The organism is Rhizobium laguerreae, from assembly GCF_002008165.1.
In the GTDB taxonomy this organism is placed as follows: domain Bacteria; phylum Pseudomonadota; class Alphaproteobacteria; order Rhizobiales; family Rhizobiaceae; genus Rhizobium; species Rhizobium laguerreae.
Genome location: NZ_MRDM01000029.1, coordinates 98,988 through 113,800 on the forward strand (window position 1 = coordinate 98,988; position 14,813 = coordinate 113,800).

12 protein-coding genes and 1 pseudogene are annotated in these 14,813 nt (G+C 61.5%); 7 read left to right on the forward strand and 6 right to left on the reverse strand.

All coding sequences use genetic code 11. From position 1 onward, the window contains the following. Window positions 1–18 precede the first annotated feature (18 nt). Window positions 19–1,425 carry an FAD/NAD(P)-binding protein gene (locus tag BS630_RS27830; RefSeq protein WP_077979961.1) on the reverse strand — a complete coding sequence of 469 codons (1,407 nt, stop codon included), beginning with the start codon at window positions 1,423–1,425 and terminating at the stop codon, window positions 19–21. Between the two features lie 352 nt (window positions 1,426–1,777). Continuing rightward, window positions 1,778–2,395, reverse strand: a complete 618-nt coding sequence (locus BS630_RS27835) for a flavodoxin family protein (RefSeq protein WP_077979962.1) — start codon at window positions 2,393–2,395, stop codon at window positions 1,778–1,780. Window positions 2,396–2,516: 121 nt separating this feature from the next. Here BS630_RS27835 and BS630_RS27840 point away from each other — a divergent pair, with 121 nt between their 5' ends. The 5 genes from BS630_RS27840 to BS630_RS27860 all read left to right on the forward strand — a co-directional run bounded on the left by BS630_RS27840 (window position 2,517) and on the right by BS630_RS27860 (window position 9,235). Next, complete coding sequence (locus BS630_RS27840; protein ID WP_183594603.1) at window positions 2,517–4,478, forward strand: ABC transporter ATP-binding protein; 1,962 nt, start codon at window positions 2,517–2,519, stop codon at window positions 4,476–4,478. 93 nt (window positions 4,479–4,571) lie between these two features. Then, window positions 4,572–6,470, forward strand: coding sequence for an ABC transporter ATP-binding protein (locus tag BS630_RS27845; protein WP_077979964.1), 1,899 nt, complete (start codon window positions 4,572–4,574; stop codon window positions 6,468–6,470). 104 nt (window positions 6,471–6,574) lie between these two features. Then, window positions 6,575–6,871, forward strand: coding sequence for a hypothetical protein (locus BS630_RS27850; protein ID WP_077979965.1), 297 nt, complete (start codon window positions 6,575–6,577; stop codon window positions 6,869–6,871). Between the two features lie 207 nt (window positions 6,872–7,078). Next, window positions 7,079–8,119 carry a LacI family DNA-binding transcriptional regulator gene (locus tag BS630_RS27855; protein WP_077979966.1) on the forward strand — a complete coding sequence of 347 codons (1,041 nt, stop codon included), beginning with the start codon at window positions 7,079–7,081 and terminating at the stop codon, window positions 8,117–8,119. 78 nt (window positions 8,120–8,197) lie between these two features. Beyond that, window positions 8,198–9,235, forward strand: a complete 1,038-nt coding sequence (locus tag BS630_RS27860; protein ID WP_077979967.1) for a LacI family DNA-binding transcriptional regulator — start codon at window positions 8,198–8,200, stop codon at window positions 9,233–9,235. Between the two features lie 33 nt (window positions 9,236–9,268). Here the strand turns inward: BS630_RS27860 and BS630_RS27865 are convergent, their stop codons facing one another. Next, on the reverse strand, window positions 9,269–10,561 hold the full coding sequence (locus tag BS630_RS27865) for an MFS transporter (protein WP_077979968.1): 1,293 nt from the start codon (window positions 10,559–10,561) through the stop codon (window positions 9,269–9,271). A 134-nt stretch (window positions 10,562–10,695) separates the two neighbouring features. Continuing rightward, window positions 10,696–11,895, reverse strand: a complete 1,200-nt coding sequence (locus BS630_RS27870; RefSeq protein ID WP_077979969.1) for a multidrug effflux MFS transporter — start codon at window positions 11,893–11,895, stop codon at window positions 10,696–10,698. A 271-nt stretch (window positions 11,896–12,166) separates the two neighbouring features. Between BS630_RS27870 and BS630_RS27875 the strand changes: the two genes are divergently transcribed. Continuing rightward, a complete protein-coding gene (locus BS630_RS27875; RefSeq protein WP_077979970.1) occupies window positions 12,167–12,907 on the forward strand; it encodes a TetR/AcrR family transcriptional regulator in 741 nt (246 codons plus the stop codon). Between the two features lie 27 nt (window positions 12,908–12,934). Here the strand turns inward: BS630_RS27875 and BS630_RS27880 are convergent, their stop codons facing one another. Continuing rightward, window positions 12,935–13,375: a response regulator gene (locus BS630_RS27880; protein ID WP_025397685.1), complete on the reverse strand. Its 441-nt coding sequence runs from the start codon at window positions 13,373–13,375 to the stop codon at window positions 12,935–12,937. A gap of 283 nt (window positions 13,376–13,658) precedes the next feature. Between BS630_RS27880 and BS630_RS27885 the strand changes: the two are divergent. After that, window positions 13,659–13,967 (forward strand): annotated as a pseudogene (locus BS630_RS27885) (L,D-transpeptidase family protein); the annotation flags it as partial. A gap of 63 nt (window positions 13,968–14,030) precedes the next feature. On the opposite strand, the gene msrA reads toward BS630_RS27885, so the two are convergent. After that, entirely contained in the window at window positions 14,031–14,735 is a 705-nt protein-coding gene (gene msrA / locus BS630_RS27890; RefSeq protein WP_077979971.1) for a peptide-methionine (S)-S-oxide reductase MsrA, read from the reverse strand. Window positions 14,736–14,813 lie beyond the last annotated feature (78 nt).

Below are 14,813 nucleotides of genomic sequence, written 5' to 3' on the forward strand. Positions count from 1 at the left end.
CCGGAGAGGCCCCAAAATTCAGACGGCCTTGACCTGCGGATAGAACCGCTCACTGATCCGCTCGGCAGCGGCATAGGCCTGTGAGACGATCTCCGGCACGAGATCGATATCGGGCAGGCTGCCGAGGCCGAGCGGGCCGACGGCAAAGAGCCCGGCGACCGTCGAACCGTCGTCGAGGAAGGGCTCGCCGCGCGCATTGACCGCCAGGCCGAGCGAGAGCTCGTCCGGCATGGCGAGGCCGGCGGAAAGCAGGCTCTGCATCAATGGCGCTGAAAGATCCGGCGCCTGGCAGCGGCAATCGATGATGCGCTCGGCATGGATGACCTCCTCAACTGTGGAACCGGCCGGCGTGAAGAACAGGCCACTCAGGCCCCGGCGGCCGGCCCGGCCGCGACGCAGCACCGTGCGGCCTTCGGCAAGCTCGCGTTTCAGGCGTAGGTGCATGGCCTCCGGCAAACGGTTGCGGTGACTGTCGTAGATCGCCCTGAGGTGGCGGTTGAACTGATGTTTGTCGCGGGCCGGCAGCGAGCGCCAAAGCGAGCGGGCATGTTTTCTGAGGCCGTTCATTACCGATTGCCAGCTTCGCCCCGCTTCCTCCGCCTCGCGGCAGGCTTCACGGATAAAGCGCACGATCTCCGGCAGGCTCTGCGGCAGCGTCTCGGCCGGAAACACCGGATCGGCGGAATTCGGCGTATGACTCTGGGGCAGGAAGCCGCGCCTTGAAATGATCGTCACCTGGCCGGCATAGCCGGAATCGCGCAGCTGTAGCAGCTGGTCGACGACGCGGATGCCGCTGCCGAGCAGCACCGCATGCGGCCGCGCGACGAGCCGCTGGGCCCTGATCGGCGAAGCGTCCTCGCCGCCGGCATCCGGCGCAGTCAGGCCGAAGCCGGTGGCGAGGATCACGGTATCGAACAGCGGATTGGCGGGATTGGCGCTTTCGAGCAGGAAGCGGTTGCCGTGGCTCCTGCGGATCGCCACGACCGGATCGTTGCAGACCTGGACCGTGATGTCCCTGCGAGCGGCGAGTGCTTCCGAAAAGCGCTGGTAGACATAATCGCTGAAGATCTCCTTCGGCACGAAGATCTGCCGAAATCCGGGAATGGCGGCCGGCACGGCGGCGCGGAAGGCGGCGTTGCTGCAGAGCCAGTCGTTGAAATCGTCGTTGTCGCCGACCGAGACCGAGAGATCGCGCACACGGGTGTTGAGGATAGTCGAGGAGCGAGCCGAGGCCAGCGCCTGCCCGCCGCTGACCGACGAATTTGGATCAAACAGCTGCAGGTGGAAAGGCGCGCGCACCGTCTTCATCAGCGCGATGGCCGTCATCATGCCGGAAAAGCCGCGCCCGACGATCGCAATACGCGGCACGGCTGATATCTGCGCTGCCGCACTGGCTCTCGCGGAAAAAAGTCCCTGAACCGTCATCGCAACTCCTTTGCGGCTTCATCCGCACCGTGTGTCGATCGAGGTTTCAACGCATAAAAAAGCGGTTCACGCGTTGATGAGGTTCATGCGGCCATTCACTACACTTGCCGCGGCATCCGGGTCCAGACCAGCGGCCCCGCAAGAGAACTAGGAGTGCAATTACGCTCGTCCATAGTCTATCAAACTGGTAGTGTATGAAAGCGGTAAATGGCGCAGGTGGCAAGAGGTTTGTTGCCACATCTTTTCAAGTTATTGAAATGTAATACAATTTAGAAGTGTTCGGTGGAAGTGTGGCCGGGTTTTGCATCCCGAACTGCGAATTGATCTCTAAAATGTCAGGTCGGCAGCGCCCTCAATTGCCCTCGCCCGGATATTGTTGTGCCTTCAGCAGGCCGGCCAGATGCACCGTGTTGCGCGCCAGCATGTCGATGGCTTTCGTCACGACCTTCGGCACCTTGTCGAGATCGACGAAATTGGTGGAACCCATTGCCTCGCCGACCCAGTAGGCGACCGCATTGGCCGGAATGGTGAAGCCGACGTCGTTCAGTGCCTGGAAGAGCTCGGCCGACACATGATGGGCGCCGTCCTCATTGCCGACGACGGCAATGGCCGCAACCCTGCCATAGGAAACCATGCGGCCCTCTTCGTCCGTCTCCTCGAGGAAGGCGTCCATGCGCTCCAGCGCTCGCTTGCAGACGCTGGATGGCTGACCGAGCCAGATCGGCGTCGCCATCAGAAGGATATCGGCGTCCAGCACCTTGGCGCGAATATCGGGCCAGTCATCGCCGGCGCCTTCGTCGGAGGTGACGCCGGGCTTGACGTTGAAATCGGCCAGCCGGAGCACCTCGGTCACGACGCCGTGTGCGGACATCGCCTCGGCGATCAGTCCGATCATCCGGTCAGTCGATGACGCGTCCTCGGCGTCACTGGTTTTCAGAGTGGCGTTGAGGGCAAGGGCTTTCAGCGGCATGGGTCTCTCCGGAACCGGTCGGCGGTGGTATCCGCCTGCTGCAACCTGTTCGCGCCCAGATTGTTCCCAACCGGACACGAGGTGACCTCACGTAAAAATAACCAACTGGTGAATTCTTTACTTGAACCCCCAATTGGAATCGGCAAAAGTGAAGGTGCTATCAATCCCTTCATGGATTTGCCGTCTTTTCGGGCCACCGTCCGACCACACATCTATTGGAAAAAATACCGTGAGCAGCGATGCGTTAATACGCGCGACGAAGCCTTCGGCTTCGATGGCGCTTGCAACTGCGGCAGGCTGGGGCCGAGGCCTCTTCACCTTGGTGCGCATCACCATGATGGCCTTCCGCCACCCCTGGCAATCCGGCTTTGCGATCGGCGCCACGCTTGTGGCCTCCACCTTCCAGCTGATGATCCCGCGCCTTCTCGGCCAGGCCGTCGACCACACGCAGATGGCGATGAGCGGCGGGGCGGCCGGCCAGGCGGCACAGGACGCGCTTTTCACCACGGCGCTGCTGCTGCTTGGCGCCAGCGTGCTGCGCGGCCTCTTTACCATGGTGCAGAACTATTACAGTGAAGCCGTCGGCCATCACATCGGCTATGAATTGCGGCTGGCCTGCTACGAAAAGATCCAGCGGCTCTCCTTCAGCTTTCATGACACCGTGCATTCCGGTGACCTGATTACCGTCGGCCTGCTCGATCTCGAAGGCGTGCGCATGTATTTTTCCACCGCGCTCGTCCGGATGATCCTGCTGTCGATCTTGATCGGCATCGGCGCCTATATGCTGCTGTCTACGGATATCGTGCTCGGTCTCCTGGCACTCTCCTTCGTGCCCTTCGTCGGCTGGCGCTCCTCGGTGACGCAGCTCAGGCTGCGCGCCACCTGGCTCGACCTGCAGGAGCGGCTTTCGGTGCTGACCCGCATCATGGAGGAAAATCTCGGCGGCATCCGCGTCGTGCGCGCCTTTGCCGCCCACGAACACGAGATTTCGAAATTCGAGGCGGCATCGAAGAGCGCACTCGCGCTCGCGCATCAGCGCGTCGGCATCCGCGTTACCAACACCAGCGCCATGACTTTCTCCTTCTTCGCGGCGATGGGCCTGGTGCTCTGGGTCGGCGGCGGCAAGGTGATGTCGGGCGAAATCACCGTCGGCACGCTGGCCTCGTTCCTGACCTTCATGACCATCCTGCAGATGCCGGTGCGCCAGCTCGGCCTGATGGTCAACGCCTTTGCCCGGGCATCGACCTGCGGCTCGCGCCTCTTTGCCCTGCTCGACCTCGACATCGCGATCAAGGATGCGCCGGATGCCAAGGAATTGGCGGTGACGGACGGGGTGCTGCGCTTTGAAAATGTCAGCTTCGCCTATCCGGGTTCGGAAAAGCGCACCGTGCTCGAGGATGTTTCCTTCGAAGCCAGGCGCGGCCATACGATCGGCATCGTCGGGCCTCCCGGCAGCGGCAAGTCGACGATCGCCCACCTCATTCCGCGCTTCTACGACGTCAGCGGCGGCAAGATCACCATCGACGGCCAAGATATTCGCAAGGCGACGCTGCAATCGCTGCGCCGGGCGGTTGCCGTCGTGCAGCAGGATTCCTTCCTGTTCACGACGACGATCGAGAACAATATCGCCTATGGCGACCCCTGGGCAAAGGAAAGCCGGATCGAACGCGCCAGCGAAAGCGCCCAGCTGCACAATTACGTGCTCGGCCTGCCCACCGGTTACGGCACCGTGGTCGGCGAACGCGGCGTGTCGCTGTCCGGTGGCCAGCGGCAGCGTCTCTCGATCGCCCGCGCGCTGATGCTGAAACCGGCGGTGATGGTGTTCGACGATTCGACGGCGGCAATCGACGCCGCCACCGAGCAGCGCATCCGCGGCGCCATGCGTCGCTACGCCGCCGACCGCGTGACCATCATTGTCGCACACCGCCTGAGTTCGCTGATGCATGCCGACCAGATCCTGTTCGTCGAAGACGGTCGGATCGTCGAGCGCGGAACGCATGAGGAGCTGCTTTCGCTCGGCGGGCGCTACAAGGCGCTATACGACCTGCAGGTGCGGCCGGGCGACGAGGTCTTGAGCGCCTAGCAACGGAATCCCCTTCTTCTGCTCACCGGGGAGAAGGGCGAACAAGCAATAAGTATGCAGGCCACCTTACGTGATGGCCGCGGGAGGAATGGCATGGCCGAGGAACTGGAAACCGAGCGTCCCGACGTTCGCGAGGATGGACGCCGCCCGCCGCGGGCGGTGGTCGGCTCGCATCGCGTCGAGGAGGAGATGTTCGGCAAGGCTTTTGACGGCAATATTGTCAAGCGCATCTGGGTTTTCGTTCACCCTTATCGCCGCCAGGTTCTGTGGTCGGTCGTCGCCGTTCTGACCTTCACGATGATGCAGCTCACCATCCCGCTGATCATTCGCTATGCCATCGACCACGGCATGTCGCCGGGCGGCAACCATTCGGCCCTGATTTGGTCGATCGTCGCATTCACCATCGCCATATCGATCAATTATGCGGCAAGCTATGCGCAGGAGATGCTGGTCGGCGGCGTCGCGGAAGACGTGCTCTTTGATATCCGCAAGGCGATGTTTTCGCATCTCCAGCGCGTCTCGCTCTCCTTCATGGACAAGACCGAAGTCGGCCGGTTGATGTCGCGCCTGCAGGGCGACGTCAACTCGATGCAGGAATTCCTCGAAACCTCGGTGCTGTCGGTCGGCGACATCGTGCTGCTCTTCGGCATCGTCTTCGTCATGCTCTATCTCGATTTCAAATTGGGGCTGCTGACGCTCTCGGTGCTGCCGGTGCTGTTCATCGTCCGGCTGTTCTGGCTGCCGCTGGCGCGCAAATCCTTCATGGCCGCGCACGAGACCAATTCGATTGCGGCCGGCGCCCTCGCCGAAGCGATCCACGGCGTGCGTGCCGTCCAGAGCATGGACAGGCAGGGCGTCAACTTCACGCTTTACGACGACAAGGCGCATGCCAACTTACAGACGCATCTGACGGCGGCGCGCTATGCGCAGGTGATGGTGCCGATCGTCGACAGCCTGACCGGCGTGGCGATGGCGCTCGTCATCGTCGTCGGCGGTGCCCGCGTTCTTAATCAGGCGCTCGATGTCGGCGTGCTCGTCGCCTTCCTGTTCTACATCCAGCGCTTCTTCGACCCGATCCGTTCGCTGACGCTGCAATATTCGGTGATGCAGCGGGCCATGGCGTCGGGCCAGCGGCTGACCGAAGTGCTCGACGTGCCTGTCGAAATCAAGGACGCGCCTGGTGCCAAGGCCTTGTCGCGCGACATGGACGGATCGGTGGAATTCAAGGATGTCGTCTTCGGCTACAATCCGAAACATCCGGTGCTGAAGCACGTCAGCTTCAAGGTCAATCCCGGCGAGACTGTAGCGCTGGTCGGGCCGACGGGATCCGGCAAATCGAGCTGCATGTCGCTGATCCATCGCTTCTACGACGTGCAGCAGGGCCAGGTGCTGGTGGGCGGCGACGATGTGCGCGACCTGACGCAGGATTCGCTCGGAGCGCAGATCGCCATGGTGCTGCAGGAACCCTTCCTCTTTACCGGCACCGTCTTCGAAAACATCCGCTACCACAAGCTGGAGGCGACGCGCGAACAGGTGATCGAGGCGGCAAAGGCCGTCGGCGCGCATGACTTCGTGATGCGCCTGCCCGATGGTTACGACAGCGTTCTCGGCGAGCGCGGCGGCAACCTTTCGCTTGGCCAGAGGCAGCTTTTGAGCTTTGCCCGCGCATTGGTGGCGGATGCGAAGATCCTCGTGCTCGACGAGGCGACGGCCAATATCGACAGCTATACCGAGATGCTGATCCAGAAGGCGCTGGTGAAGCTACTCGAAAACCGCACCGGCCTTGTCATCGCCCATCGCCTCGCGACGATCCGTGAGGCGGACCGCATCATCGTGCTGCAGAACGGCGAAATCATCGAAAACGGCGACCACCGCCAGCTGATGAAGAACGGCAAGCTCTATTCCAAGCTCTACAATCTGAACTACTCCTCCTTCGACGACATTCCCGAAGATGTGCTGGAAGACACGACGGCAGCGGAGTCGGCGACGTGATCTCAAGCGACATGCATTAATACCTGTCGCAAAGTTTGAACGAACAAACGCCTTGCTGCCGCATTTATTTCCTATCGGGGACGAGTGCCACTGAGGAGAAAGTTATGAAGAGAGTTATTAGCAGCCTGGTGATCGCAACGGCCCTTGTTGGATCGGCCGTTCAGCCCGCTGCCGCGCGTGACCGCCATCACCACGACGATACTGGCCGGGCTATCGCTGGCGGCGTTGCCGCCGGCGTCGTCGGCGGTCTGATCGGTGGCGCGATCGCCAATAGCGGCCCTCGCTACGTCGATGGGCCGCGTTATGTCGAACCCGCGCCGAGATGCTGGTATGAGGACCGCGATGTCCGTAACCGCTATGACGGCGGCTATCATATCGAAACCGTGCGGGTTTGCGAGTAGCGGGCAGACCTGGCCTTCTTATGGCGGCGTGGATCTGATCATTCGTCGTCGCCGCTGATTTCGCCATCACCGAGGCTGCATTCGCAAGCCTCGGTTTTTCTTTGCTCGGCCAATGCAGTAGCCTGCGGTCACTCCCACAGCAGAAATTTCTGGCTGCCTCGGCCGCGTGTCATGCGGCTGTTAGAGATGACCAATAGCTGAAAGCCGATGAATGATGGTCCAGTGAACGGCGACAAGACGCCAAAGAAAGAACGCATGCGCTTCGTCAGCGCCGAGCAGGTGGCGCAATTGGCGGGCGTTTCGCGCTCAGCCGTATCGCGTACCTTCACGCCGGGCACCAGCGTGGCGCCTGCAACGCGCGAAAAGGTGCTGCGGGTGGCTCAAGAACTGGGCTACCATGTCAACGACCTGGCGCGCGGCGTGCTTGCCAATCAGAGCCGCCTGGTCGGCATCGTCGCGACTCGGCCGGAAGTAGGTTTTCGCGCGCATCTGGCCGCAGCGCTTGCCAAATGCCTGATCAAACGCGGCAGCATCCCTATCCTCATCAACACCGGCCAGACGGAAGACGAGCTGCTCGCCGCCCAGAAGATGCTGATCGGGCACCGTGCCGAGGCGATCATCATCCTGTCCGGCTCGCCGCCGGCGAGTTTCTTCGAACTCGCGCAGCGAAATGGCCAGCCGCTCGTGGTGATCGGCCGTTCGGAACCCGATGCCGACCATGTGCGCGCCGGCAACTCCGAGGCCTCCCGCAAGGCGGCGACGGCCTTTTACGAAAGCGGCAGACGGCGGCTGGCGGTCATCGGCTCCAACACCGGAACGCCTTCCATCATCGAGCGCGAAAGCGCCTTCCTGTCGACAGCCGAGTCGCTCGGTGTATCCGTCGTCGTCGGACGCGGCGGCGATTCCGACTATGACGGCGGCGTCACTGCCGCACGCGCGCTCTTTTCGCAGACAATAAAGCCGGACGCCATTTTCTGCGCCAACGACCAGATCGCCTTCGGACTGATGGATGTCGTGCGCCTGGAAGCGCGGCTGCGCATCCCGGAGGATGTCGCCGTCATCGGCTTCGACGACGTGCCGGAATCCTCCTGGCTGAGCTATCGGCTGACCACCTTCCGCCAGGATCCGTTGACCATGGCGCAGCGCGCCGTCGAACTGATGGAGCGGCGGCTTGAAAATCCGGGCTTACCTCCAGGTTACGAACGCGTCATTCCGGAGCTTGTCATCCGCCAGAGCTTCAGACCCTGACCCTCCCCACCGCTTTTCGCAGGCTCCATCCTGTGGCAAGAAGAGTTGACGCGCGAACTGGGAGGAAGATCGACGCAGATGAAGGGAATCCGCCAGCTCGCCGAACATCTCGACATTTCGATCGGAACGGTGTCCCGTGCTTTGAACGGCAAGCCCGACGTCAACGACGAAACGCGCCGGCGAGTGCTCGCCGCCGCCGAAGAGCTCGGTTACGTCGCCAATCAATCGGGCCGCAGCCTTCGCCAGGGCATGACCAACGTCATCGGGCTGATGCTCGAAGTGAGCCGCGAGACGGTCGAAAACAGCGACGACTTCTTTCTTGGCGTCACCGACGGGCTGCAGAGCGTCTTTTCCCGCCACAAGCTCGATCTCGTCATGCTGCCCTGCCCCGATGACGAGGACCCGCATGAATATCTGAAGCGCATGGTGGCGCGCCGGCTTGTCGACGCGCTGATCATCTCGGCGACACGACGCACCGATAGGCGCATCGAGCTTCTGGAAAAAGCCCGCATCCCCTTCGTGGCGCTCGGCCGCAGCGCGTCGGGCGGCAGCTACACCTGGATGGATCTTGATTTCGAAGGCGTGGCGGCGCGTGGCGTCGACCGACTGGTTGCCAAAGGCCACCGACGGATCGCGGTGGCCGCCCCCTCCTCCGACATCAATCTCGGCTACATCTTCCTCGACGCCTACCGCCAGGCGCTGCAACGGCACGGTATTGCCTTCGACCCGGCCCTCGTCATCCGGGTCAAGTCGAGTGAACAGGGCGGTTATCAGGCCGGCCACGAATTGCTGATGATCGAAGAGCGGCCGACCGCAATCATTCTGATCCACGAACTGATGGCGATCGGGCTTTACCGCCGGCTTGCCGAGGCCGGCATCGTGCCGGGCCGCGACCTCGCCGTTGTCGGTTTTCGCGAGGAGCCGCGCACGCATTTCCTGCAGCCGACGCTGACCTCCTTCCGCATGTCGCTGCGCGATCTCGGCGCGCAGCTCGGCGAAACCCTGCTTGCCACCATGCCGGCCTATGCCGATCATTATCCGCAGGGCGCCCGCAACAGGATCTGGCCGCTGGAACTCGTTCCCGGCGAAAGCGACGCCTTCACGCTGACGGCCTGAAGCCCGCCGCGTAGATAGTTTCAGGGGTCTGCATCAGACCCGGCTCGGAGCCGCCGAATGCTCCCTGTGCGACAGCTGACGCGTGACGACGAAGACCAACATTGCTCCGGCCGCCAAGCAGGCGGCCAGGAAGAACATCGGCGCGATCGTGCTGCCGCTCGCTTCCTTGATCCAGGGCACGACGTTCTGGGCGACGAAGCCGCCGAGATTTCCGACCGAATTGATGGCGGCAAGGCCCGCCGCAGCCCCCGCGCCCTTGAGGAAACGGGAGGGCAGGCTCCAGAACACCGGCTGGGGCGCGAAGATCCCAGCAGCGGCGACGCAGAGGAAGGCGAATTGCAAAGTGTGGTTCGGGATCAGCGCCGAGAGCAGCAGGCAGGCGGCGCCGATGAAAGCCGGAATGACGATATAGGGCGTCTTCGATTGCGCCTTGTCGGCCATGGCGGGAACGACATAGAGCGCGATCGCGACCAGCACCCAGGGAATGATGTTGAGGAAACCGTTCACGGTGTTGCTGACGCCGAAGGCCTTTACGATGGTCGGCAGCCAATAGCTGAGGCCATAGGCCGAAAGCGGAAAGGCGATATAGCAAAGCGCCATCAGCAGGACACGCGGGTCGATGAGCGCCTTGAAGCCGTTTCCGGCATGCTCGCCCATGCCGGCATTTTCGGTAGTGAGCCTCCGTTCCAGCCACTGCTTCTCCTCGCCGCTCAGGAAGCTTGCATTTTCAGGCCGGCCGGGGAGATAGAAGAAGGTGACGATGCCGGCGATCACAGCCGGAACGCCCGTCGCCAGGAAGACCCACTCCCAGCCGGCAAAGCCGTAGAGACCGTCGAGATCGAGCAGCACACCGCCGAGCGGCGCACCGACGGCATTAGCGATGGCGCTGAAGATCATGAACAGCCCGACCATCCTGCCGCGATAGGTCGACGGAAACCACAGCGTCAGCAGATAGAGCACGCCGGGAAAGAAGCCGGCTTCGCAGACACCGAGCAGAAAGCGCAGGATATAGAACATCGTCGCGTTCTGCGTGAAGGCGAGCGCGATGGTGACGATGCCCCAGGAGACCAGGATGCGGGCGAACCAGACACGGGCGCCGAGCCTGTCGAGGAAGAGATTGCTCGGCACCTCGAAGAGAAAATAGCCGATGAAGAAGAGCGATGCGCCGAGACCATAGGCATATTCGCTCATTCCAAGGGCATCGACCATCTGCAGCTTGGCGAAACTGACGTTCTGCCGATCGATATAGGCGATGAGATAAAGAATGCCGAGAAACGGCATCAGCTTCCAGGTGATTTTCGAGATCAGCCGCTTCTCGTCGACCATAAGTATTCTCCGGTATGACCATGCTTGGGATCGGGTAGATAGCGCGGCCAGCCGATATTCAATCGGGCGCGGCATTTTCTCGCAGCCGCAACCCTGATGATGTGACCGTACCCGAAGCCGGGTACGGTCTTTAATCATTCAGCGGCGGCGACGGCGGCGCGGCGGCCGATCGTTGCCTGGGTCAGCACGAAGGCCAAGAAGGCGCAAAGTGCGATGCCGGCGGCCATCGGAACGGCCGTGCCGTCGAAGAAGACGCTCGATATGACCATGGCGACGGCGGCGATCACGAAATGCAGCGTGCCCATCAGCGACGAGGCGGTGCCGGCAATCTCGCCGTGATCCTCGAGCGCGAGCACCGCGCTCGTCGGGATGACGAGGCCGAGGAAGCCGTAGCCGATGAACAGGAAAGTCGCCAGGACAGGCAGCTGGTTGAAGCCGGCGGCCATCACCACCGCCATGACGACCATGGCAAGGGCAAAAGCGCTGACCGCAATCCGCATGACGCGCACGAGGCCGAAACGCGCGCCAAGCCAACCCGTCGCCTGCGATACCGCGAAGAAGGACACGGCATTGATCGAGAAGGCGAAACTGTATTGCGTCGGCGTCAGCCCGTAATGCTGGATCAGCACGAAGGGCGAGTTGGCGAGATAGACGAGGAAGCTGGAAATGCCGAGGCCGCCGATGAACGTCAGCGTCAGGAAGTTGCGGTCGGCAAGCAGCAGGCGATAGGCCGCCATGGCGCTCTTCAGACCGCTGCCGCTGCGTTCGGTCGCCGAACGGGTTTCGTCAAGCTGGGTGGCGAGCAGGACGAGGCCGATGAAGGCGGCGATGGTCACGGCCCAGAAGACACCGCGCCAGCCGTAGAATTCGATGACGGCGCTGCCCGTCAGCGGCGCCAGGATCGGCGAGATCGAAAAGACCAGCATCAAGAGCGACATCAGGCGGGCGGCCTGCACGCCGGTATGCATGTCGCGGACGATGGCGCGCGGAATGACCATGCCGGCGGCACCGCCGATACCCTGAACGAAACGGAAGGCAATCAGCGTTTCGATATCGGTCGCCAGGGCGCAGCCGATCGAGGCGACGGAAAAAAGGCCGATGCCCAGATAGAGCGGCAGCTTGCGGCCCCACATATCCGACAGCGGACCATAGACCAACTGGGCGAGCGCAAATGAGATGAAGAAGGCGAGAAGGGTGAGCTGGGTGACGTTGTTATCGGCATGCAGATCCTGACCAATGGACGGCAGCGCAGGCAGATACATGTCGATGGCAAAGGGCCCGATGGCCGACAGAAGGCCGAGAATGAGGGCAATGCGAAAGAAGGGAGCCGTCATAATGGTGATCTTTCATAAAAGCGCGGCGGAAATACCGGATCGTCGCTCCGCGGCATGCTCTTGGAGCCGTTGCGTCCTCTCGGACGCACAAAGGACGCTCCAACAGTTTAATTCGACGCATCGGTGCTTTCCGAAAATCGGTTCCGATTTTCGCGCCGATGCGCGGGTTCAATGATGATCGTTCGCGCGAAGACGAAGTTGGGAGCTCATATCTCAGCGGCGGAACCAGGAGTGTCAACAAATTTGGACACAGCTGTAAAACTAGACGCCATTGTCTAAAACGTCAAGACGTCTTATCTTCGACCTCATGAAAGATCGCATGTCATCGGGAGCCCGGATAACCGGGCATACGCAGCGCGGACAATGCGCAAAGCGCATGTCGATCCTCGATGCCGCGGCCGACGTATTCTGCCGCCAGGGCTTTGCCGGCGCCAGCATCGACGAGATCGCCGCCGTGGCCTGCGTATCCCGCCAGACGATCTACAATCACTATCGCGAGAAGGAAACGCTATTCGTCGCTGTCATCGAAGACGTCATGAATCGCGCCAACGCCATGCTCTTCTCCGTGCTGTCGACCTTCCCCGATCGTGCCGACAATCTGGAGGACGAGCTGACGGCGTTTGCCGTGCGCCTCAACAAGAATTGCATCTGCAACCACGACGGAAAATTCCTGCGCAAGCTGGTGCAGACCGAAGGCGAGCGATACCCACACCTCTTCGAAAGCTGGCGCCAGCAGGGGCCGGGCAAGCTGACCACCGCATTGTCCGCACTTTTCGGACGGCTTGCCCATAAGGGCGCGCTCACCATCGACGACTTCGACGTCGCCGCCAGGCAGTTCGTGGCACTCGGCAATGCCGATCTGCAGATGATGATCCTTCTCGGAGGCACACCCACCGATGAAGAGCTGGAAAAGTCGGCGCGCAACGCCGTCCATACCTTTCTCAAGGCCTATGGCAGGCCGGAAGCGGAAGAGGCCGACCATCCGCCGCAGCTCGCAGCCATATCCGGCTGATGAGGCCTTTACGTCAGGCCCGTCCGATCAGGCGAAGACCGTCATTTGTGATGGTACGACCGCAAACATGCCGACACGGCGCGCGGCAAGATATTTAACCAGCTGTTCGACAACCGAAGGCATGACCGGCTTCTGGACCACGCCGACCGCGCCCTTGACGCCGTCAGCCACCACTTCGGGATTGCCTGTCATGAAGACGACGGCAATGCCATGCTCTTGCGCCAGCTGTCGGCCGATCTCGGGCCCTGTCGGGCCGTCGGCAAGATTGACGTCGACGAAAGCGATATCGGCAAGCGGCGCCAGCCGCAACGCCTGTTCGCGATCATTCGCAAGGCCCGCGACCTGCATGCCCATGCCTTCCACCGTCGCCTCGAGATCCAGGGCGATCAGGAATTCATCTTCGACGATCAATACTCTCTGTTTCATGAGATCATCTCGTTGCCAGCGCCGCACGACATTGGTGGCCATGATACGTCCCCTTGGTTACGCCTGTACTTCTCTAGAGGGATCCGCTCCGCCAGCCTGTCCACAGGCGAAACACATGGCGGTAACGGGCAACTCGAGGATATGTTCCGCAGTGGAACGCGATTTGCTGCATTTAAGATATTGTTAACGTTGACAAATTCTTAATAATATGGAGAGCGGAGAAAAAGACGACGCCGGATCGTGCTCAATATCGAGGATAGATCTCACGGCTGAGGGCGCGATAAGACGGTATAACCCTTCCGTTACCTGAGGACGAGAAATCATATTGAGAAAACCATTTATCGTTTTGGCCGTCGTCATCATCAGCTTGTTCGCCTATACGAAATTAATGGCCAGGGTCGGCTCAGGCTCGCCCCCTCCGGATGTACCTTTGGAGCTACAGGCCGACCTCATTCGCGTTTATAAAGCCGAACGTCGCATGGTCCTTCTCAAAGGGGATACCCCCATCTCGACATACCGGATTTCTCTTGGGCGAGCTGCCGATGAGGGTCCCAAGCAGCGGGAAGGCGACGAGAAAACACCGGAAGGGCGTTATGAAATAGACTGGCGAAATTCGAAGTCCATGGCGCATCTGTTGCGACGACCGCATTGAATCCCTGCGTTCAAAGCCGATGATCCCGGGACCGACAGCGATCGATCAGCCCTTGACCTTCATCACCAGCACCGGTTTGTCGCGGTAGTCGGCGGGAAACAGCGACTTCAGGTTCTCGATTTTCGGCAGGTCGTTGTAGACGATATAGGGATAGGTCGGATTGAGCGTCAGGAAATCCTGGTGATAGGCTTCGGCCGGATAGAAGCCCGTGGCTTCAGACACTTTAGTGACGATCGGCTGCGGGAAGACCTGCGCCTTGTCGAGCTGGCTGATATAGCTCTCGGCGAGCTTGCGCTGCTTGGCATCGGCAACGAACAGCGCCGACCGGTACTGCGTTCCCCGGTCGGGACCTTGAAAATTCAGCTGCGTCGGGTTGTGGGCCACAGAGAAGAAGATCTGCAGCAACTTGCCGTAGGTGACCTGTTTCGGATCGAACTTCACCTGGACGGCTTCGGCATGGCCCGTCGAGCCGGTGCTGACGGCTTCGTACTGCGCCATTTTGGCGTCGCCGCCTGCATAACCGGAGACGGCGCTCTCGACACCCTTCACGTGCTGGAAGACGCCCTGGACGCCCCAGAAACAGCCGCCGGCGAAAATGGCAGTCTCAGTGCCCGGGCCGGCCGTCTCGTCGACGGCTGGTGGCGGGATGACGACGGCCTCCTCGGCCGCGCCTGCGCCACTCGCACCGAGCGAGAAAACTACGGCGGCAAAGAGCGCGGCAAGGCTCCTGCGGTGGAACGGCATGGACATCGCGTTACCTCCTGTGATCGCCCAAATCCTTGCTCATCCTTGCAAAAGTCGCAAATCACAAGGCGGTCACTCACGTCG